This window comes from Pseudarthrobacter sp. Pseusp20, from assembly GCF_059492155.1.
Genome location: NZ_CP168521.1, coordinates 1,317,672 through 1,336,855 on the forward strand (window position 1 = coordinate 1,317,672; position 19,184 = coordinate 1,336,855).

Consider the following 19,184-nt stretch of genomic DNA (forward strand, 5'->3'; position numbering starts at 1 on the left):
AGTAGGTCTCCTTGAGGACGAGGCGGGTGCTGCCGCGGGTCCGCGGCAGCACCCGTGGATGTCAGGGTCCGGTCTGGATGATCTGCTGGGCGGCCTGCTGCGCCTTTTGCTGCGCGGCCTGGATGTCGCCGCCGAACACGGCCTCGTTGATCATGGTTGCCCATGGTCCGTTGTTGTCATTGAACAGCTTGTTTTCCACGACGCTGTACGGCGTCTTGCCCGTCTCCAGCGCCTTGCTGAAGATCTCATTGCGCGGGTCTGCCGAGGCGTAGACGCTCTTTACGAGGTCAGTCCTGACCGGGACGATGGAGTTCTTCGCCAGCAGGGTCTGGGCCTCGTCGCCGGTGGCCCACTTTACGAAGTCCCATGCGGCAGGCTTGTTCTTTGACCCGGTGGTGACCGCGATGTTGTCGCCGCCCGCGAAGGAAGCTGAGCCGCCGTTCTCTCCCGGGATGGGAGCGATGCCGTAGTCAACCTTCTTGTCCGTGTTCAGCGTCTGCGTGAAGAAGGCGCCGAGCACCACCATGCCCACTTTTCCAGCCTGGAACAGGGCCGGCTGGGCGGTGCCCGAGTCGGTCTTCGCCGCCTCCGGCATCACGCCGGCGTCGTGCATCTGCTTGTAGAACGTCAGCGCCTTGGTCACCTCGGGAGAGTCCAGTTTCGCGGTCTTGCCGTCGTCGGAGAGTACGTCGCCGCCGCTGGCCCAGACGCTGGGGGTGAACTCGAAGATGTTGCAGCCGCCGCACTGGCCGGCCATCGTGAAGCCGTAGGTGTCGGGGCCCAGGGCGCGGATCTTCTTGGCGGCGTTGAGGATCTCCTCGTAGTTTGCCGGCGGTTTGGCAGGGTCAAGGCCGGCCTTCTGGAAGAGATCTTTGTTGTAAAACAGCACGGATGCTTCGGCCGTGAAGGGCAGGGCGTAGGTCTTGTCCTCCCACGTGGAGAGGCGCGCGTGCGACGGGCTGAGCTTGTCCTTGTACGGCAGTTTCGAGGCGTCGTCGGTGATGTCCTGGAGGACCCCGGTGGAGGCGAAGTAGGGCAGGTAGACCAGGTCGATGGAAGCCACGTCCGGGCCCGACCCGCCAGCGGTTGCCGTGCCGAATTTCTGCACGAAGTTTCCGCTGGGCACGATGGTGACCTGGACCTGCGCCTTGTGGGACTTGTTGTACGCGTCCGCGAGCAGATCCATGAACCCCTTCTGTGAATCGCGGGCCCACAGCGTGATGGTCCCGCTCGGCTCCCCGGAGGAGGCCTGCAGGGAGTCGGAGCCGGAGGAACTGCCACAACCGGTGGCCGTGAGGGTGAGGGATGCCGCCAGCGCCAGTGCTGCAGCGAGTTTTGTGCGTTTCATATGCCGTTTCCTCTTCATAGGGATGGGTGGGAGGTGCAACTAGGCGAGGGGGATCCAGACCCGCATGGCGGCCGGCCCACGGTTGGCCCAGCGGAAATACGGGATGGCAGTCAGTTCGACGGGCCGCTGTTCCGCGGCTTCCGTTCCGGAGGTGCGGTAGAGCGCCTGCTCCGACTGGGGACGGGCGACGCCTGCGGCTTTGAGCACGGTGCGCACCCCGGGGATGCCCTCCGCCGCTGCAATTTCCACCGGCGCGGCCGCGTCGACCGCAAGGTCTTCCAGCACGACGCCGTCCGCCTGGTCATGCTGCTCGAGGCAGTAGACCACGGGGCCACGGACCAGGGCGACCGTGCCGCGCACAGCATCGACGCGGGGATGAGCGCTAACAATTTGGACAGGCATCGGCAGTGTCAGCAAGACGATGGTGCTCCCTTCCCAGTCGCGGCTGAGCCGGAGGTAGCCGGATGCATCAGTCACTGCCTCGATGGGCTCTCCGCCGATGGTCACCTCCGGGTCCTTGCACCACGAAGGGATGCGCACGGAGAGCGTCCACTCGCCGGCAGGAGCCGTGACCTCGATGCTGGCCTTTTCGTCCCAGGGATATTCGGTGGTTGTGGCAACAGTTACTTCGCCGCCGAAAGGTTCACCTGAGGCGCGGATCTCACCGTCGTGCAGCAGCTGGAGCTGAAGGCCGGACTCATCCTGCGTGGCTACGTAATGGTGCAGGGATGCCACGAGGCGTGCGAGGTTCGGCGGGCAGCAGGCGCATGCATACCAGGACAGGCGTTCCGACGGTGCGTCCTCGGTGGAGCCGTCATGGCCGGTGCGCAGTTGCAGCGGGTTGGAGTAGAAGAAGCTGTTGCCTTCAACGGAGGTGGAAGCGGCGATACCGTTGTAGAGGGCCCGCTCCATCTCGTCGGCGTATTTGCTGTTGCCGGTTGCCAGCAGCAGCCGCCAGCTGAAGTGCAGGCTCGCGATGGAGGCACACGTTTCGGCGTAGGCGCGGTCCGGTGGCAGCTCGAAGGCGTCGCCGAATGCCTCGTCCCGGTGCCGGGATCCGAGCGCCCCGGTGAGGTAGGCCTTTTGGGTGAAAATGTTCTCCCACAGCGATTCCGCGGCCTCCAGCAGGGATGCGTCCCCGTTTTCGAGGTAGGCATCCGCCACTCCGGTGGAGAGGTAGACCTGGCGCACTGCGTGACCTGTTGCCTCGTGGGCCGCCTTGCGGATGGGAAGGTGGTCCTGGAAATACTGGCGGCCGAACCTGTCGTCGGGGAGGATGCCGTGCCCGCGCAGTTCCAGCTGCCGGACGGCCGTTTCAAGGTAGCGCTTGTCTCCGGTCAGGCGGTAGAGCTCCACCAATGCGGTTTCCACTTCCGGGTGCCCGTCGATCTTTTCGGCGCCGCCGGGGCCGAAGTTCTCCACGATGCAGTCGGCGACGCGGCGGGCCACCTCGACGACGGCTCCGTTGCCTGTGGTGCGGGCCACGGCAACTGCCGCCTGCAGCAGGTGGCCGGCGGTGTACAGCTCGTGGCTCCACTGCAGCTTGTCCCAGCGCTTCCCGGGCTCAACGCCCTGGACCCAGGTGTTCAGGTAGCCGTCCGGCTCCTGCACCTTGGCCAGCAGCTCGCCCATGGACGCCACATACTCTTCCCACCGCGGATCTGCCTGCCTGCCGGCCTCCCAGCCCACAGCCTCCAGCGTCTTGTACAGGTCCGAGTCCTGGAACCAGAATCCGCGGAACGCCGCGTCGCTCTCGCCGACCAGCCGCCGGAAGTTGTCGAGGGCGCCGCTGGATTCCAGATTGTCGATGCAATGCGGAATGGTGGAGGTCCGGTTGAGCTCCTGCCAGCTGCCCAGATGTCCCTCTGGGCGCAGCTGCACGGAATCGAAGGCCAGCGGGCGCAGCGCGTAGTGTCCGGACGTCGTCGCCCCGACGGGCCCCGCTGCGGTCCCGCCGCCGGTACCCTGCCCTGCGGACGGTGCTGGACTGTGGTGAACAGATGTCATCAATGACCTCTTCCAAAGTGTGAATCGGAGGGAGACGGGACAGAATCCGGAAAAGCCGGAAACGGAAAATCAGGAAATCGTCTTCCGAGGCCCAACCCTAAGTGACCTGCGTCTCACCTGTCAACGGCTTCTGCTAGGCTTTATGCGGGCGGAAAAGCGACTTTTCGGCTCTATGAGGAATTGGTCCGGCGATGAAAGGGGGACTTGTGACGGAAAATAGTTTCCGTTCTTCCGGCATCGCGGCTGTAGCCGCGCGGGCGGGAGTATCGACCGGAACGGTGTCAAAGGCGCTGAACGGGACGGGCCAACTGCGGGAATCGACCCGGCTGCGGGTACGCGCCGCCGCGGAGGAGGTGGGCTGGCTGCCGAACGGTGCCGCCCGGAGCATCCGCAGTGGCAGGACCTACACCGTGGGGGTTATCACCACCGACAGTTATGGACGCTTCAGCATCCCCATCCTGCGCGGCGTCGAGGACGCCCTGGGCCTGGGCGAGATGCTTTGCTTCCTTTGCGACAGCAGGGACGATCCCATCCGGGAACAGCACTACGTGCGTACATTGCTGGCGCGGCAGGTGGACGGAATCATCGTCGTGGGCCGCAAAGTGGATCCGCGGCCGCCGCTCGGTGAAAACCTGCCAGTGCCGGTAGTCTATGCGTTCGCGCCGTCGAAGGACCCGGGGGACTGCTCCGTCACGGGGGACGAGCGGGGTGGTGCCCGCCGCGCCGTTGACCACCTCGTTAAGACCGGGCGACGCCGGATTGCCCATATCACGGGCTTGGAAAACCACGCGTCGGCGGTCCTGCGGGCGGACGGTTTCCTCGCTGCAATGGCCGACCAGGGACTGGAGCCGGTAGGGGATGTCTGGTACGGCAGTTGGACGGAGGAATGGGGCCACAACGGGGTCCGCGCGCTGTTGGCCAGCCACTCCGACGTCGATGCGATTTTCTGCGGCAGCGACCAGATCGCACGTGGCGCCGCCTACGAACTTGAGCGGCATGGCTTGTCGATCCCCGACGACGTGGCACTGATCGGCGTGGACAACTGGTCCCCGTTCACCGATGGGTACAGACCGCATCTGTCCAGCATTGACCTGAACCTCTCCACTATTGGCAGGCGGGCGGGCGAGGCCCTGCTGTCAGCGCTCGACGGCATACCCCTTCCGGGCGTACATATCGTGGATTGTGACCTTATCGTCCGTGAGTCCTCCGGTCCGCGGGGGTGACCCGCCGGCAAACGGTTGGCAGCGCCCGCGGCTATGGCCGCGGTTCCGGGGGCCGCCGGTGCCTGTGGTGGAGCTCGTAGTGGTCGAACACATCGGAGGACGTGCTTCCCACGTGGCCGAACTTCCCGCGCAGCACCTCCGCCAGGTCGTCCAGCGCCGCGTAGAGCATCCGCCCGGCAAACCGGAGTTCGGGGTTGTCGCTGCCCTGCGCATCCGAGGCCAGGTGGTGGGCGTAGGCGATGGTGGCGGGAAGGGAACCCCGTTGCTCCACCTCATGGAAGTAATAGGTCTCGTGGAAGGACAGGAGATCGATGCTCACGGACGCCACGTTCTCCGCCATGGATTCCAGCAGTCCTGCTGCATGCCGTGCATCAAGTGAGGCGATGCCGGACGGACCCGCCGCTTCCCGGAACAGGTTCAACTGGTGGGCGAGTGCGCGCCGGCGGCTCAGCGCCGGGTAGGTCTGCAGGATCCACGAGACCGTGGCGGTCAGCAGGCCGAAACCGGCCACGGCCTGGAACGCCATCACCAGCCGCAGCAGCGGGTGCGTGGCCACGATCTCACCGAATCCAGCGGTGGAGAGGGCCACCAGCGAGATGTACAGGGCCTCCGCAAAGTCGGCCTGCCGGGGCACGTCGGCCGAGTAGGTGAACCCGTTCGACAAATGCGGGAGGTACAGCAGCGCCCAGCCCACGGCAGCCAGCGCCGCCCAGGCAGCGATGACAGCCGCCATGGCCAGCGGGGCTGCGATGGACGACGCCCCGCCCCTGAGTCTCCTGGACAGCAGCCAGAACCCGCGCATGATGGTCCGGCCCACCGGGCCCGAGCCGTGCGGGTACAGCAGGGTATGGAAGACGTCGGCGACCATCAGCAGAATCAGCGCGGCACCAATCACCGTCAGGAGCGCGTCCTCGAAGTTCATGCCTCATCTTAAGTGCGCGGGCTGCCCAACCGGGGACCGGACAAGGCATAGAGGTTCGACGGCGGAACACGGCGTGGGAGCGACGGGCCGTTGGTTAGGCTGGCGCCATGGACTTTCGACTTCGCCAGGCCACACCGGAGGACGCCGAGGCGGTGGTGCTCATGCAGACTCTGGCCCATGAGGAGTGCTACCCGCATCTGCTCTCTGCGGAATTCTTCCGCCGCCGCAGGGCCAGCATCCCCGAGCGGGTGGAACGCCGGCGGCCATTCCTGGCCACTGACGAGCCACGGATCCTCGCGCTGGACGGCGACAACCAACTGGTGGGCTTCGCGGACGCCGGCCCGGGGCGGGACGACGACGGCCCCGAAGCCGTGGAGCTCTACTCGATCTACACCCTCCGGCGGACCTACGGAACGGGCCTTGGGGCAGCCCTGGTGAGCGCCGCCGTCGGCTCCGGCCCGGCCTACCTCTGGGTGGTGGAGAACAATCCCCGCGCCCTGGCCTTCTACCTGAAGCAGGGGTTCCGGCCGGACGGCAGGCGCAACACGCTTCCACCCGAGTGGGAGGGGCTGCCGGAGTTCCGGTTGGTCCGGCGCAACAGCCAATAGTGTTCGACGGCGGCCCGTGGCCTGAGTGCAGCGCCCGCCTGAGTGCAGCGCGGGGCTTTAGTGCGGAGTCAGTTCATAGCGCCCGGGCGAGCGCCCGGCCGGCGGTCAGGCCGGTGAAGAGACAGCCGCCCAGGAAGGTGCCTTCCAGCGCGTTGTAGCCGTGGGCGCCGGCGCCGCCGAATCCCGCTGCCTCGCCGGCGGCGTACAGCCCGGGAATGGGGGCGCCGTCCTGTCCGAGGGCCTGGCCGTCAAGGTTGGTCTGGATCCCGCCCAGCGTCTTCCGCGTGACAACGTGCAGCCGGACGGCGATCAGAGGGCCCGCGGCGGGGTCCAGGATCCGGTGCGGCTTGACGGTACGGAAGAGCCGGTCGCCCAGGTACCGGCGGCTGTTGCGGATGCCCGCCACCTGGACATCCTTGGAGAAGGGGTTCCTGATCTCGGCGTCGCGCTCCTCGATCTGCCGCCTTATCAGCGCATGGTCCAGCAGCGGCTGGTCAGTCAGCCCGTTCATTCCGCGGACCAGGTCCGCCAGGTTGTCCGCCACCACAAAGTCCGCGCCGTGCTCCTTGAACGCCTCGATGGGACCGGACGCGCCGCGGCCCAGCCGGGTCTTCAGCAGCAGCTTGAGGTCCCGGTTGGTGATGTCCGGGTTCTGCTCGGAGCCGGAGAGGGCGAACTCCTTTTCGATGATGCGCTGGTTGAGGATGAACCAGGAATGGTCGTGCTGCTGGAGCTCCGGCGTTGTCCGGAGCAGGCGGAGGGTGCCCAGGGTGTCGTAGCCGGGCAGGCCGGGGGAGGGAAGGCGCCGGCCCAGGGCATCGAACCAGAGGGACGACGGGCCGGGCAGGATCCGGATGGCATGGTCCGGCCAGATGGGGTTCCAGTTCTGGATCCCTTCGGTGTAGTGCCACATCCGGTCACGGTTCACCAGCCGCACCCCGGCTCCGTCTGCGATGTCCAGCATCCGTCCGTCGACGTGCTGCGGCACGCCTGTGACCATTTTCCGCGGCGGCGTCCCCAGCCGCGCAGGCCACCAGCGCCGAACCTGCCCGTGGTTGCCGCCGATTCCGCCGGACGCGATCACCACGGCCTGGGCCCGGAGTTCGAAATCGGCAACAACATCCCGGTTTGAGGACACCCCGCGCGGGGAATCATCAGGCGCCAGCACCGCGCCCCGCACCCCGGTGACCGTGCCGCCGTCGAACGTTAAACCGTCCACCCGGTGCCGGAAGAAGAACCTGGCGCTGCCCGCCCCGGAGGCCGCCCGCGCCTTGTCCGCGAACGGCTCCGAAACCCCGGTGCCGGTTCCCCACGGGACGTGGAAGCGGGGGACCGAATTGCCGTGGCCGCCGGCCCTGCCGTCGCCGCGCTCGGCCCAGCCCACCAGCGGGGTGAACCGGATGCCCTGTTCCTGCAGCCACGCGCGCTTCTCACCGGCGGCGAACTCCACATAGGCACGGCCCCACTGCTGCGCCCACTCGTCCTCGGGGTGCGGGCCGGAAAGCCGGTCCCACCGGGCGGAACCCTGCCAGTCCTGCCACGCCAGGTCGAAGGAATCCTTCACGCCCAGGCGCCGCTGCATCGGGGTGTCCACCAGGAAGAGCCCGCCCAGAGACCAGAAGGCCTGCCCGCCCAGGTTGGCCGCGTTTTCCTGGTCCACGATGGCCACCCGCCTGCCCACACGGACCAGCTCATTGCTGGCCACCAGCCCGGCCAGGCCACCGCCGATGATGATGACGTCCGCGTCCAGGCCTGTCACCGGGTGTTGTCCCGGCTGCCGGCGGCACCGGAGCGGCCGACGCTCCCGGCGGCACGAGCCAGCTTTTCGAACGAATCGCTCCACCCGTTCCGGTGCAGTTCCAGCCGCTCCTCCGTGAGGAACGGTCCCTGCGAGAGCACCACCCGGGTTCCGGTTCCGGTGCTGGCGAGGGAGAGGTCCACGACGGTCTCGGTGTCGTCCGGCGCCGGTTCCTCCCAGGCGAAGGTGTAGACCAGGCGCCAGGGCGGATCGATCTCCAGGAACTTTCCTGAGAGGTGGAACGGTTCGCCCTCCGGCGGGGCCATGCGGAACCGGTAGCGCCCGCCCGCCACCAGGTTGATGTCCACTTCGGGGATCCTGAAGCCGTGCGGGCCCCACCACTCGGCAAGCCGGGCAGGTTCCGTCAGCAGCAGGAACGTTGTCTCCGGCGGGGACGGGACCGTGCACTCCAGGTTCAGGACCAGCGCGGCTGGTTGCTCACTCATCGTCCCACTCTGCCATCCGCCGCGGCGGGCGGAAAGCAAGGCGCTGCGTGTGCGTGCCCGATGGGCTGTGCAGGGCTGACAGGGGAGTGCCTCAGCCAACCAAGCCGCTCGCCGCGCAATTCCTGCCGCTCGGCGCGCCAATAGTACGTTTGCTGATGATTTGCATGATGATAGCCCAAGGCAAAGGGCCCGGGTTCAACAAGGCCTTTCGCCTCTGGATCGATCAGACATCGACGTCATCGACAAGCAAAGGGAATCAACCATGGGCTTCCTGGACCGTGACCACTCCATCGCCCCGCCGGGCTTCAACCGCTGGCTGGTCCCGCCCGCGGCGCTCGCCGTCCATCTGTGCATCGGCCAGGCCTACGCCACCAGCGTCTACAAGACGGCGCTGGTCAAGCACTTCGGGGCCAGCCTGACCGAGATCGGCGTCATCTTCTCCATCGCCATCGTGATGCTGGGCCTTTCCGCCGCTGTCATGGGCACCTGGGTGGACACCAACGGCCCGCGCAAGGCGATGTTCACCTCCGCGATGTTCTGGGCGGGCGGCTTCCTGATCGGCTCGGTGGGTATCTTCACCCACCAGCTGTGGCTCGTCTACCTCGGGTACGGCTTCGTGGGCGGCATCGGCCTGGGCATCGGCTACATCTCGCCGGTGTCCACGCTGATCAAGTGGTTCCCGGACCGCCCCGGCCTGGCTACCGGCATGGCGATCATGGGCTTCGGCGGCGGCGCGCTGATCGCCAGCCCCGTGTCCCAGGCCCTGCTGAAGGCGTACGATCCCAACTCCGGCGCCCAGGGCTGGGTGGCCAGCGGCGATGCCGTGGGCAAGCTCTTCCTGACGCTCGCCGTCGTCTATCTTGCCTACATGCTGTTCGGCGCCTTCACCGTCCGGGTGCCCGCCGACGGGTGGCGGCCCGCAGGGTTCGACCCCGCCAAGGTCAAGGCGGCCAAGCTCGTCACCACGGAGAACGTGTCGGCGAAGAACGCCATCAAGACCCGGCAGTTCTGGCTGGTCTGGGTGGCGCTGTTCTGCAACGTCACGGCCGGCATCGGCATCCTGGAGCAGGCGGCGCCAATGATCCAGGACTTCTTCCGGCAGTCCGACGGAAAGTCCCTGGTCAGTGCGAGCGTTGCTGCGGGCTTTGTGGGGCTGCTGTCCATCGGCAACATGTCGGGCCGCTTCGCCTGGTCCGCCACCTCCGACGTCACGGGGCGCAAGCGCATCTACATGGTGTACCTGGGCGTGGGCGCCGTGCTGTATACGGTGCTGGCGTTGGCCGGATCCACCGCCACCGCCCTTTACGTGGTGCTCGCCTTCGTCATCATCTCCTTCTACGGCGGCGGGTTTGCCACCGTCCCGGCATACCTGCGGGACCTCTTCGGGACGTACCAGGTAGGCGCCATCCACGGCCGGCTGCTCACCGCCTGGTCCGCGGCCGGGGTGGCCGGGCCGCTGATCGTCAACAGCATCCTGGACGCACAGGGCAAGCCCGGGCAGCTGAATGCCGCGTCCTACCAGCCCGCGCTGCTGACCATGGTGGCCCTGCTGGTCATCGGGTTCGTGGCCAACCTGCTGGTCAAGCCCGTCGATGCACGGTTCCACGAACGCCGCCCCGAGCGGCACGAATCTTCCCTGGAGGCATGAAATGAGCAGCACAGCACACAACCACGGCGCGCACCAGCCGGTCCGCCGGTCCACCGGCAGGCTGGTACTGGCTTGGGTTTTGGTGGGAATCCCGCTGGCCTTTGGGGTCTTCCAAACGCTGACCCAGGTGGCGGCGCTGTTCGGGTAGCCGCCCGGGCTGGGCCAGCTTTGGGCCGTGCGTCACAGTGGCCCAGTTTCGGTCGGCAAGCAACGGCAGCCGCCCGCGATACTCAGGGTTTCACCATGAAAACTGGGCCACTCTGGGCGCGCATCACGCCAGGCGTCAGGCCGTGGCAGGGTTGGCGAGCCGGCGGCGCAGCACCGTTGCGGTCAGCCACGTGACCACGCTGCAGGCCGCGGCTCCCCACAGGATGTCCGTCACGGCCACCAGGGCCGTGAAATCCTTCAGCACAGCGAACCCGGTCAGCGCCCATGTGGCGTAGGTGAAGAACCCAAAGAGGGCAGCGCCGCCCACCCGCTGCCGCAGGCTGATGCCGGGGGTGTTGGGCCGGACGCCGTAGTGCACCATCCCCGCCACGAAGATGACATAGAAGAGGACAGCGCCGGGCAGATTGGCCCTGGGCGCCAGCAGGTGGCCGATCTGGCTCTGGTACAGCGGGTTGGCCACCAGCAGGATCCACACCACATCCAGCACCGCGAATATCAGTGCGCTGACAACGTACGTGATCAGCCAGTTCCTGGTGCGGGGGACCATGCTTTGACTCCTTGTGTCGGTGACGGTTGCAGAAGCTGTTCGGCGCCGTGGCAAGGGATGGACTGGTCAAACGTGCGGGCCACCCATACAAGCCCCCCGCCGCTCCGAAGACCAAGTGGCAGGCGCCGTGCGTTGTGGAGAATGAAGGTGGCCGCATGATCGTTGGGACCGGCCGTGCAGCAGAGCGCGGCGGGCCAGGGGAAAGGAACGGGTCCGTGAACGAAAAGAGCCGCAAGGCACTCATCAGCACCGTAATTGCCGTGGTGGCGGCGGTGCTCATTGCCCTGGCCGGCAGCCAGGGCGGCTCCCGGATTGGCGGGTTCCCGGTGTTCGCGCTGGGGGTTGCCATCGCGTTCGTGATCCAGTGGCTGGTGTTCATCCCGTCCTACAAGGCGCAGACGGAAAAGTTCTACGACCTTACCGGCGCCCTGACCTACATCTCCATCACGGTGTTCCTGGTCCTGGCCTCCCCGGGCGTGGACGCGCGGGGCATGGTGCTGGCAGCCATGGTGGTGCTGTGGGCCGCGCGGCTGGGCAGTTTCCTGTTTATGCGGATCAGCAAGCACGGCAAGGACGACCGCTTCGATGAGCTCAAGCCGGACTTCTTCCGTTTCCTGAACACCTGGACCATCCAGGGCCTGTGGGTGGTACTCACCGCGGCGCTGGCCTGGGTGGCCATCACGTCCGACCAGAAGGTGGGCCTGGACGGGTTCTTCTGGGTGGGCCTGCTGGTATGGGCCGCAGGGATCGCCATCGAGACCGTGGCTGACCTCCAGAAGACCCGCTTCAAGGACGACCCCGCCAACAAGGGCCGCTTCATCAGCACCGGACTGTGGTCCAGGTCCCGCCACCCCAACTACTTCGGCGAGATCACGCTCTGGGTGGGCGTGGCCATCATCGCCCTGCCCGTCCTGCAGGGCTGGCAGTGGGCGGCCCTAATCTCCCCGGTTTTCGTGGCCCTGCTGCTGATCAAGGGCAGCGGCGTGCCGCCCCTGGAGAAGAAGGCGGACAAGAAGTGGGGCGGCCAGGCGGACTATGAGGAGTACAAGAAGAACACGCCCGTGCTGGTACCCAAGCTCAAATAGGGGCTTTGGGCAGGACGTACGACGGCGGCACCCGGGCTGGGTGCCGCCGTCGCGGCTTGGAAGGGCGGTTCGCTCCAAGCAAGTAGCCCCTAACCTCCGATCCGAGTACCCCCTTACCCGTGCCCGGCGGCGGGTGGCAACGTAGTCTCGAAAGACAGTGCGGTTATGCAGAGGCCTCTTGCGCTGCACGTTGCTGGGGACGTGGGGTTCTACTCCGGGGAGCGACATTGTCAAAGCATAGGAATTTCAACAGGGGTCTACCGGGCAGCGGAGGCAGGCCTCCCTGGCTCAACAGGCCGAAGGACATGAAACCCGGGGCGGTGCTGACGGCGCTCCTGCTTGCGGCCGAGGGCGGCATGGTCATGGTGCCGGTTGCCGCGACAGCCGCTGGCGCGCAATTGCCCGCGGCCACAAACTGTTCGGCCACCCTGCTCCCGGGCATCGGCGGCCAGGGCAGCAACGCAGTGGCGTCGAGCAGCAACGGCCTGGTGGTAGGCCTCGCCGATACTGCCTCCGGAGGATCCGCGCCGGTGCTCTGGCGCGATGGCCAGCCCACCCAGTTGGCGATTCCACTCGATGCCGCAGTCCCCACCTCCGTAAACAAGGACGGAGTAGTCGTCGGCACGGGATATGACACGGCCAATGAGGTCCTGGTCGGCTGGTGGTGGCAGAACGGTGCCTATCACACCCTTCCCGTCAACCCGGGTGACATCGCGCTCCCGTCGATGGTCTCGGACAGCGGCGTCGTGGTCGGTGCGCTGATCAACGACGAGGAGCACTCGGACGGCCCGGGCGCGGATGACGACGAGCGTCCCGCTGTCTGGTCCACGCTGACCACGGCACCCCGGGCGCTCACCCTGCCCGCCGGTGCACAAGGTGGGCATGCTTTCGCGATCGGTCCGGACGGCACGATCGGCGGGGTGGCCCTCGACAGCGGCGGCACGCCGGTCCTGTGGTCGCCGGCCGGTACCCCGACGTCCCTTCCAACCCTTAGCGGGCGCGGCGGTGTGGTCCTTGCCATCGACTCGGCCGGGCAGGCGATCGGCCAGAGCGCCGTCAATGAGGGAACCCACGCTGCCACCTGGGACAAGTCCGGCTCCGTCAGCGATGCAGGCGCGGCAGCCGGCCCCTCCTCGAGTGCGGCATCGGGCGTTCCGGGCATCGCGGTGGGAACCGGCAGTTCGTCGTCCTTCCGCGGGGACCGCCCCCAAGCGGTGATGTGGATCGGCAAGAGCGCACGGATCCTGCCGCCAGGCTCTGACGGCCAGTTCACCGGAGTGTCCGGGGCGGCCACGTCGGCCTCACGGCAGGCCGGCCCCACCGTTATCACCGGGTACTCCGCCGCAGCCAACGGGCTGCGCCGCGCTACTGTTTGGAGCTGCAAGTGAACGCCCGCAGGCGCATGCGCCACCCACTGCGCTTGGCGCTGGCAGTCCTTCTCGGCACTGCCCTCGTCCTTGCGAATGTCTCCTTCCTTGCCACATCGTGGAACCCGCAGGCCACCGCGGCCACCACCGTGAGCCTGGGGTTCGCCGGTGACACCGGCGGCAACACGAACACCGGCAAGGTGATCGATGCGGCACGCAACGCCGGGACCTCCGCCATGTTCAACCTCGGCGACCTGTCCTACTCCCAGATCACCCCGGAGTCTGCCTGGTGTTCATTCGTCAAGCAGCATGCCGGGACCATGCCCTATGAGTTCATCACCGGGAACCACGAGGACGACGGGCCCGACGGCGTCTGGTCCAACTTCGCCTCGTGCCTGCCGGACAAGCTCGGCTCGGTGGGGAATTACGCCCAGCAGTTCTACACGGACTATCCGGCAACCAGCCCCCTGGTCCGGCTGATCATGGTGTCCCCGAAGCTGACGTACAGCGGAAGCGGCCTTGACTGGTCCTACAAGTCCGGGACGCAGGGCTACAAATTCGTGACGTCGGCCATCGACTCGGCCCGTGCTGCCGGGATCCCCTTCATCATCGTTGGCATGCACATGTACTGCCTGTCGATGGTGAACTACCCCTGTGCCGCCAGTCCTGACCTGATGAACATGCTGGTGTCCAAGAAGGTGGATCTGTACCTGCAGGCCCACGACCATGCCTACGCTCGCAGCTACCCGCTGGCGCTCAAGGGCAGCTGCACGTCCATCCCCGTCACCAGCTTCAATCCCGACTGTGTGGCCGACACCGATCCGACGGGGCAGTTCGCCGCCGGTACCGGGACCATCCTGGCCACAGTTGGTTCGGGCGGCAGGTCGCTCAACAGTGAGAGCAACACGACGACGGCTCCGTACTTCCAGCGATTCATGGGCAGCAACAACAATCCAACGTATGGCTTCCTGAAGGTGTCGGTGACCAGCACCACCCTGAGCGGGTCATTCGTCGGCGCCTCGGGCGGGACGTTCACCGACAATTTCTCGGTCACCCGGCCTGCCCCTTCACCAAGCCCGACGCCGACCGCTACGGCGACAGCGACTGCGACTGCGACTGCCACGCCAACGCCTACCCCGACTCCAACTCCAACGCCTACCCCGACTCCAACGCCGACGCCCACGACGACGACGCCCCCGGCGACAGCCGTCTCGGTCCGGTCGACGGCCACGGGATCGGGTGAACTGACGGCGGCCGGGTCCTATACGCCCTCCCTGCCGGCAGGCTGGCAGCCTGGCGACACGGTATTCCTGTACTCGCAGGTAACCGTGTCCGGGTCCGCGAACACCACCGCTCCGGCGGGGTGGACGCGGGCAGTGGGCGATTTCACCAGCGCCAGCTCCGCCTCGGCGCACCAGGCAGTCTGGTACCGGGTGATGCAGGCCGGCGACACCGCGCCGAGCGTACCTGAGCCCGCCTCCCGGTATGCCTGGTCCACTGTTGCCGTCCAGGGCGCAAACACCACAACGCCGCTGGACGTCACGCCGACCACGGACACCAACAGCGGGGTGGCCTACCCGGATGTCCGGGCGCCGTCCATCACGCCGGTAACACCGGGGTCGCTGTTGTTGACCGCCCACGGCGTCAGGAACGGCACCAACTCGGCCACCACGTCCTTCACGCCACCGGCAGGGACCACCGAGCTGGGTGATGCCACCTCCAATATCGCGGCCAAGTCGAACGCGGCCATTGAGGTCAACGCCCTTCCGCTGACCGATACGTCCGCCACCGGCACGAAGGCCGCCACGGCATCCTCAAGCCTGGGCACGCTCATCAACCAGTGCGGCTCGGCCATCGTGGTGCGGCCGGCGGGTCCGTGAGCGGGAGCCAATGATGATGCAGCGGCAGCCTACGTAGCCGTCTCCGGAGGGCTTTCGACGGCGGCACCCGGCCCGGGTGCCGCCGTCGCCGTGTCTGCGCCGTACTTGTGCACGCCTGTCCGGCCCAGCAGGGCGACGCCGAGGGTGAGGAGTGCGGTCAGCAGGACCCCGAGCCCCAGGTGGAGCTGCACGAACCCGGCGCCCACCGCTGCGCCGGCCATGATGAGCCCGATCGCCGCGAGCCGCCGTCCCCAGAACGGGTGCGTGCCGGCGCCAAAGCGGGAGTCGGCCGCCAGGCCCGTGATGGTGGAAGTGACCACCACGGTGGGGACATCCTTGACGTTGAGATGCCGCGCGGTGGCGGCCTGCACACCCATGGTCACCGCCAGGGTGCCGGTGATGGCAACGGTCAGGGCTTCATTGTGCCTGGGGTGCACGCCGCTGAGGAGGAGGGTGGCCACAACAGCCATCACAGCGCTGACGCCCACCAGCAGCCCGGTGGTGCGGCGGTTCCACCCTGACGTGGTGGGCCGCAGCGCCCGGCCGGAGATGACGGCGCCGGTCATGAATCCCGTGAGCGCCACGATGGGGCCAAGGATCGGGAGGTTGTCCCCGCCCAGCAGCGCCATGCCCAGGATCACCACGTTGCCGGTCATGTTCGCCGTGAACACCCGGTCCAGGCCCAGATAACCGACGGCGTCGAGCACCCCGGTGGAAAACGTGAGGACCAGCATGAGCACCAGGTGCAGCCTGGCCGGATGGGCGGGGAGGAAGCGGGCGGGCATGCGCATACCTTTCGGCAGTCCTGGTGGCGGGACGCGGATTGTGCCCAGCAGGGGCGACTGTTCCAGTATGCGCCGGGGCCTTGCCGGCCGGGGAAACGCGGGAAGAGGGAGCAGCTGCAGGGTTGGCGCAGGAGTCGGGAAGGATTGGCCCAGTTGGTCCCCAACCGGCCGTTTTGGCAGGTGCCGGCCGCTAGGCTCGTCCGTGGCGCCAGCGGTCTTGGGGGAGCTGGCGCCGTCAACTCTTGCTGCGCACAACCTGGGGAACTGCATGTCCAGCTTCACGTCCTTGCCCGAAACAATACCCGCGCCAGGCACGCGCTGGACGGCCGCCGTCGTCCTTTCCGCGTTGTTGGCGCTCTTCACTCCAAGCCTGCCGGCGGTTGCTGCCGACGGCAGCACGGTCGCCGTCAATGCAGCCGATGTGCTGGAGACCCTCCCGGTCAAGGGCCGGGCGCCGAAGACGGGGTACGAGCGGTCGCTGTTCGGCCCGACGTGGGCGGACGTGGACCAGAACGGCTGCGACACCCGCAACGACATCCTGCGGCGCGACCTCACCGAGGTCACCTACGCCGGCAGCGTCCCCTGCACGGTCAAGACCGGGGTGCTGGTGGACCCCTACACCGGAACGGTCATCAACTTCGTCCGCGGCACCACCACCAGCAGCGCCGTGCAGATCGACCACGTGGTGGCGCTCAGCGATGCCTGGCAGAAGGGCGCGCAGCAGCTGACCACCGAGCAGCGGACGGCGTTAGCGAATGATCCGATGAACCTGCAGGCAACGGACGGACCCACCAACCAGCAAAAGGGCGACGGCGACGCGGCCACCTGGTTGCCGCCGGCCAAGGCCTTCCGATGTGAGTATGTGGCCCGGCAGGTGTCGGTGAAGGCGCGGTACAGCCTGTGGGTGACGCAGGCGGAGCACGACGCGATCGCCGGCATCCTGGCAAGCTGCCCCGGGCAGCTGGCACCGGCGACTGTGGCGCCCGCCGCCGCTACGGCTGTTGTGTACTACGCGAACTGCGCCGAGGCGGTGGCTGCCGGAGCCGCGCCGCTGTATGCCGGCACTGCCGGCTACCGGGCCGGGCTGGACGGCGACGGCGACGGGGTGGCCTGCGAAGGGTAGCCGCGGGACTTAGCGCCCGGGGAAGGGAGCGGGCCCCGTTTCCGGTGGCCTGCCGTTTTGCATACCGGCCCCCGCAATGAGCGCGCCGGCAACCAGGAGGACCAGCGGCGTCTGGAAGACAGAGCCCAGGATGGACAGCCCTGAATCCGCGATGGGCCTGGACGCCGCGACGAGGCATGCCACGTCCATCGCCAGGGCCACCACATAGCCGGCGACGAAACAGACCACCGCCGCGCGAGGCCTGTAGTTCCTGGTGGCGGCCCGCACCGCGGCGTCGTAGACCCGGTACTTGAGTCCGATGAAAAGGGGAGTGAACGTCAGGATGTACAGGACATCCACTTCTTCCGGAAATTTGAAGAGAGGAACGTTTGCGTTGCCGTGGTAGACGCCGTCGGAGAAGAACCACAGGGCGCCCATGTGGATCAAAATCAGCAGGACCGAGACCAGTCCGTACCGCAGCCACGCCCCGCGCCTGGTCATTCCCATCGCCATGGACCAGTATGGCATCGGCCGTAAAGGGATTTTCAAGGAATCTGCGGCAAACTTGAGACTGCTCCCACGAACGAAAGCAGACCCAATTGATTACCCTCCAGCAGGATGCAGACGGCTTCATCCGGATGAACCGGCACTACCCGGCCAGCGTCCGGATCCGGATCGCTTTCACCGACGGCAGTACCGGTGAGTTCTCCGGCCGCACCCTGAACAACGCCTACGACGCCGCGCTCGCGGAATTCCGCGCCAAAAACGGGCTGGATGCGCGCGGCTACTCCCGGACCACCGCGGGCCGGACCAACTCCGGCAACAGCGTCGACTACGTTCCCGTCCACCCCGGGATGGGGGAGTAGCGGGACGCCATGGCCGATGACGGAGCACCCGCGGCCCTCTTTGACCGCGCCGTTGTGATCTTCAATCCGGGCAGGGCCGGGATGGACGCGCGGATCGAGGCGTTGCATCAGGACCTGGCCGCAGACCTGCCGGGCCTGCCGGTTGAGCTGCTGCCCACGGAGTATGCGGGGCACGCCCGCGTGCTTGCGCGGACCGAGGCTGGGCGGGGTGCGCCACTCATCGTGTCCGTCAGCGGCGACGGCGGGTACAACGAGGTGGTCAACGGCGTGATGGACGTTCCCGGCAGCAAAGCCGTGTGCACCGTGATTCCTGCAGGCAACGCCAACGACCATTACCGGAGCCTGCCCGCCCGGACCCTCAGCCAGGCAATCCGGGAGAAAGCGGTCCGGCCCATCGACCTGCTGCGCGTCACGTTCCGCAGCGGCGGCCGGGAGGAGGTCCTGTACGCGCATTCCTACGTGGGTTTCGGGCTGACGCCCTTGATGGCCATTGGCATCGAAAAGGGCGGCAAGGGAAAAGTCCTGGAACTGGTTTCCGTTGCCCGCACACTGCGGAACCTAAGGCCGTTCGAGCTCGTGCGGGACGACGGGGCCACGGCAAAGTTCGACAGCCTGATCCTGGCCAACATCTCCCGCATGGCGAAGTACGGAACGGTCAGCGAATCGCACTATCCGGACGACGGCCGGTTCGAGGTAGTGACCCTGCCCCACGCCGGGCTGGTGAAGATGGCGCTGATGACGCTCCGCGCCGTGACGCTGGGACTGGGGGAGCAGCCCAGCGTCACCAGCTATGCCTTTTCCACGCGGAATGCTGTGCCGTGCCAGATCGACGGCGAGGTGGTCCATATCCAGGCAGGTACGCACGTCCTGGTGGAAAGCGCCAAGGGTGCCCTGGCCACTCTGTGACCCTTCGCCGCAGGACTGCGCCCGTGCGTACAGGCCGGAAGTGGTTACGGCTGCACGGAGTCGAAGAACGTGTAACCGGTGTCCGGCTGTCCGTTCGCTGCCTCATGTGATTTCATCCGGATGAAGTCCATGTCCTGCTGGGACAGCGTGGTCTCGCCGTGGACGTCGTCGTTGGCCGCTTCGCCATTGGCCGCACTGATTTCCGCGGAGAGCGTCCGCGGAAGGATCATGCACCCCGGGTTTTCCAGCAGCCACTGCGTTACGGCGGAGGGAAGCTGGTTCCAGTGGTCGCGGATGCGCAGATCTGTCATGGTGTGCCTTTCGTGGCAGTTGCCGGATGCGAGTCGAAGAGAGTGTCGGCTGCTGCCCGGCGGAGGGACCCAAGGGACGTACTGTCGGAGACAGGATGTCCAGTCACGGGTGTCCCGGGTACGTTGAGTGTACGCCCAATAGCGGGCTCCAACGTGCCGGAAGCCCT

At 67.0% G+C, this 19,184-nt stretch carries 19 protein-coding genes; 10 read left to right on the forward strand and 9 right to left on the reverse strand.

Annotation, left to right across the window (positions count from 1 at the left end; translation table 11 throughout):
• Positions 1 to 61 precede the first annotated feature (61 nt).
• Positions 62 to 1,348 carry an ABC transporter substrate-binding protein gene (locus ACEN9K_RS06255; protein ID WP_056393237.1) on the reverse strand — a complete coding sequence of 429 codons (1,287 nt, stop codon included), beginning with the start codon at positions 1,346 to 1,348 and terminating at the stop codon, positions 62 to 64.
• A 39-nt stretch (positions 1,349 to 1,387) separates the two neighbouring features.
• Positions 1,388 to 3,355 carry a glycoside hydrolase family 127 protein gene (locus tag ACEN9K_RS06260; RefSeq protein WP_495635368.1) on the reverse strand — a complete coding sequence of 656 codons (1,968 nt, stop codon included), beginning with the start codon at positions 3,353 to 3,355 and terminating at the stop codon, positions 1,388 to 1,390.
• A gap of 206 nt (positions 3,356 to 3,561) precedes the next feature.
• Here ACEN9K_RS06260 and ACEN9K_RS06265 point away from each other — a divergent pair, with 206 nt between their 5' ends.
• Positions 3,562 to 4,578 (forward strand): LacI family DNA-binding transcriptional regulator, encoded by a 1,017-nt coding sequence (locus ACEN9K_RS06265; RefSeq protein WP_026265967.1) that lies wholly within the window; start codon positions 3,562 to 3,564, stop codon positions 4,576 to 4,578.
• A 31-nt stretch (positions 4,579 to 4,609) separates the two neighbouring features.
• On the opposite strand, the gene ACEN9K_RS06270 is transcribed toward ACEN9K_RS06265, so the two are convergent.
• Entirely contained in the window at positions 4,610 to 5,500 is an 891-nt protein-coding gene (locus ACEN9K_RS06270) for a potassium channel family protein (RefSeq protein ID WP_018770540.1), read from the reverse strand.
• 107 nt (positions 5,501 to 5,607) lie between these two features.
• On the opposite strand from ACEN9K_RS06270, the gene ACEN9K_RS06275 reads away from it, so the two are divergent.
• Positions 5,608 to 6,108, forward strand: a complete 501-nt coding sequence (locus tag ACEN9K_RS06275) for a GNAT family N-acetyltransferase (protein WP_495635369.1) — start codon at positions 5,608 to 5,610, stop codon at positions 6,106 to 6,108.
• A gap of 73 nt (positions 6,109 to 6,181) precedes the next feature.
• Here ACEN9K_RS06275 and ACEN9K_RS06280 read toward each other — a convergent pair whose 3' ends face one another.
• Both ACEN9K_RS06280 and ACEN9K_RS06285 read right to left on the reverse strand, forming a co-directional pair.
• On the reverse strand, positions 6,182 to 7,858 hold the full coding sequence (locus tag ACEN9K_RS06280; protein ID WP_495635684.1) for an FAD-binding dehydrogenase: 1,677 nt from the start codon (positions 7,856 to 7,858) through the stop codon (positions 6,182 to 6,184).
• Between the two features lie 5 nt (positions 7,859 to 7,863).
• Complete coding sequence (locus ACEN9K_RS06285) at positions 7,864 to 8,352, reverse strand: SRPBCC family protein (protein ID WP_495635370.1); 489 nt, start codon at positions 8,350 to 8,352, stop codon at positions 7,864 to 7,866.
• A gap of 262 nt (positions 8,353 to 8,614) precedes the next feature.
• Here ACEN9K_RS06285 and ACEN9K_RS06290 point away from each other — a divergent pair, with 262 nt between their 5' ends.
• Both ACEN9K_RS06290 and ACEN9K_RS06295 read left to right on the forward strand, forming a co-directional pair.
• Positions 8,615 to 10,000: an OFA family MFS transporter gene (locus ACEN9K_RS06290; RefSeq protein ID WP_018770536.1), complete on the forward strand. Its 1,386-nt coding sequence runs from the start codon at positions 8,615 to 8,617 to the stop codon at positions 9,998 to 10,000.
• Between the two features lies 1 nt (position 10,001).
• The gene (locus ACEN9K_RS06295) at positions 10,002 to 10,148 is read left to right on the forward strand and encodes an MFS transporter small subunit (protein ID WP_018770535.1); all 147 of its coding nucleotides are present in this window, start codon (positions 10,002 to 10,004) and stop codon (positions 10,146 to 10,148) included.
• Positions 10,149 to 10,283: 135 nt separating this feature from the next.
• Here ACEN9K_RS06295 and ACEN9K_RS06300 read toward each other — a convergent pair whose 3' ends face one another.
• Positions 10,284 to 10,715, reverse strand: coding sequence for a DUF2177 family protein (locus tag ACEN9K_RS06300; protein WP_495635371.1), 432 nt, complete (start codon positions 10,713 to 10,715; stop codon positions 10,284 to 10,286).
• A gap of 215 nt (positions 10,716 to 10,930) precedes the next feature.
• Here ACEN9K_RS06300 and ACEN9K_RS06305 point away from each other — a divergent pair, with 215 nt between their 5' ends.
• The 3 genes from ACEN9K_RS06305 (at position 10,931) to ACEN9K_RS06315 (ending at position 15,047) form a co-directional block, all read left to right on the forward strand.
• Complete coding sequence (locus tag ACEN9K_RS06305; protein WP_495635372.1) at positions 10,931 to 11,800, forward strand: DUF1295 domain-containing protein; 870 nt, start codon at positions 10,931 to 10,933, stop codon at positions 11,798 to 11,800.
• A gap of 305 nt (positions 11,801 to 12,105) precedes the next feature.
• Positions 12,106 to 13,188 (forward strand): hypothetical protein, encoded by a 1,083-nt coding sequence (locus ACEN9K_RS06310; protein ID WP_495635373.1) that lies wholly within the window; start codon positions 12,106 to 12,108, stop codon positions 13,186 to 13,188.
• Complete coding sequence (locus ACEN9K_RS06315; protein WP_495635374.1) at positions 13,185 to 15,047, forward strand: metallophosphoesterase family protein; 1,863 nt, start codon at positions 13,185 to 13,187, stop codon at positions 15,045 to 15,047. Before ACEN9K_RS06310 ends, ACEN9K_RS06315 begins: the two co-directional genes overlap by 4 nt.
• Before the next feature lie 29 nt (positions 15,048 to 15,076).
• Here ACEN9K_RS06315 and ACEN9K_RS06320 read toward each other — a convergent pair whose 3' ends face one another.
• A complete protein-coding gene (locus ACEN9K_RS06320) occupies positions 15,077 to 15,832 on the reverse strand; it encodes a YoaK family protein (protein WP_051081403.1) in 756 nt (251 codons plus the stop codon).
• A 268-nt stretch (positions 15,833 to 16,100) separates the two neighbouring features.
• On the opposite strand from ACEN9K_RS06320, the gene ACEN9K_RS06325 reads away from it, so the two are divergent.
• A complete protein-coding gene (locus tag ACEN9K_RS06325) occupies positions 16,101 to 16,955 on the forward strand; it encodes a GmrSD restriction endonuclease domain-containing protein (protein ID WP_495635375.1) in 855 nt (284 codons plus the stop codon).
• Positions 16,956 to 16,964: 9 nt separating this feature from the next.
• Here ACEN9K_RS06325 and ACEN9K_RS06330 read toward each other — a convergent pair whose 3' ends face one another.
• Positions 16,965 to 17,435 carry a hypothetical protein gene (locus ACEN9K_RS06330; RefSeq protein WP_495635376.1) on the reverse strand — a complete coding sequence of 157 codons (471 nt, stop codon included), beginning with the start codon at positions 17,433 to 17,435 and terminating at the stop codon, positions 16,965 to 16,967.
• 98 nt (positions 17,436 to 17,533) lie between these two features.
• Between ACEN9K_RS06330 and ACEN9K_RS06335 the strand changes: the two genes are divergently transcribed.
• Positions 17,534 to 17,800: a hypothetical protein gene (locus ACEN9K_RS06335; RefSeq protein WP_268002701.1), complete on the forward strand. Its 267-nt coding sequence runs from the start codon at positions 17,534 to 17,536 to the stop codon at positions 17,798 to 17,800.
• Between the two features lie 9 nt (positions 17,801 to 17,809).
• Complete coding sequence (locus ACEN9K_RS06340) at positions 17,810 to 18,706, forward strand: diacylglycerol/lipid kinase family protein (protein WP_495635377.1); 897 nt, start codon at positions 17,810 to 17,812, stop codon at positions 18,704 to 18,706.
• 44 nt (positions 18,707 to 18,750) lie between these two features.
• Here ACEN9K_RS06340 and ACEN9K_RS06345 read toward each other — a convergent pair whose 3' ends face one another.
• Positions 18,751 to 19,017 (reverse strand): hypothetical protein, encoded by a 267-nt coding sequence (locus tag ACEN9K_RS06345; RefSeq protein ID WP_018770524.1) that lies wholly within the window; start codon positions 19,015 to 19,017, stop codon positions 18,751 to 18,753.
• Positions 19,018 to 19,184: the final 167 nt, after the last annotated feature.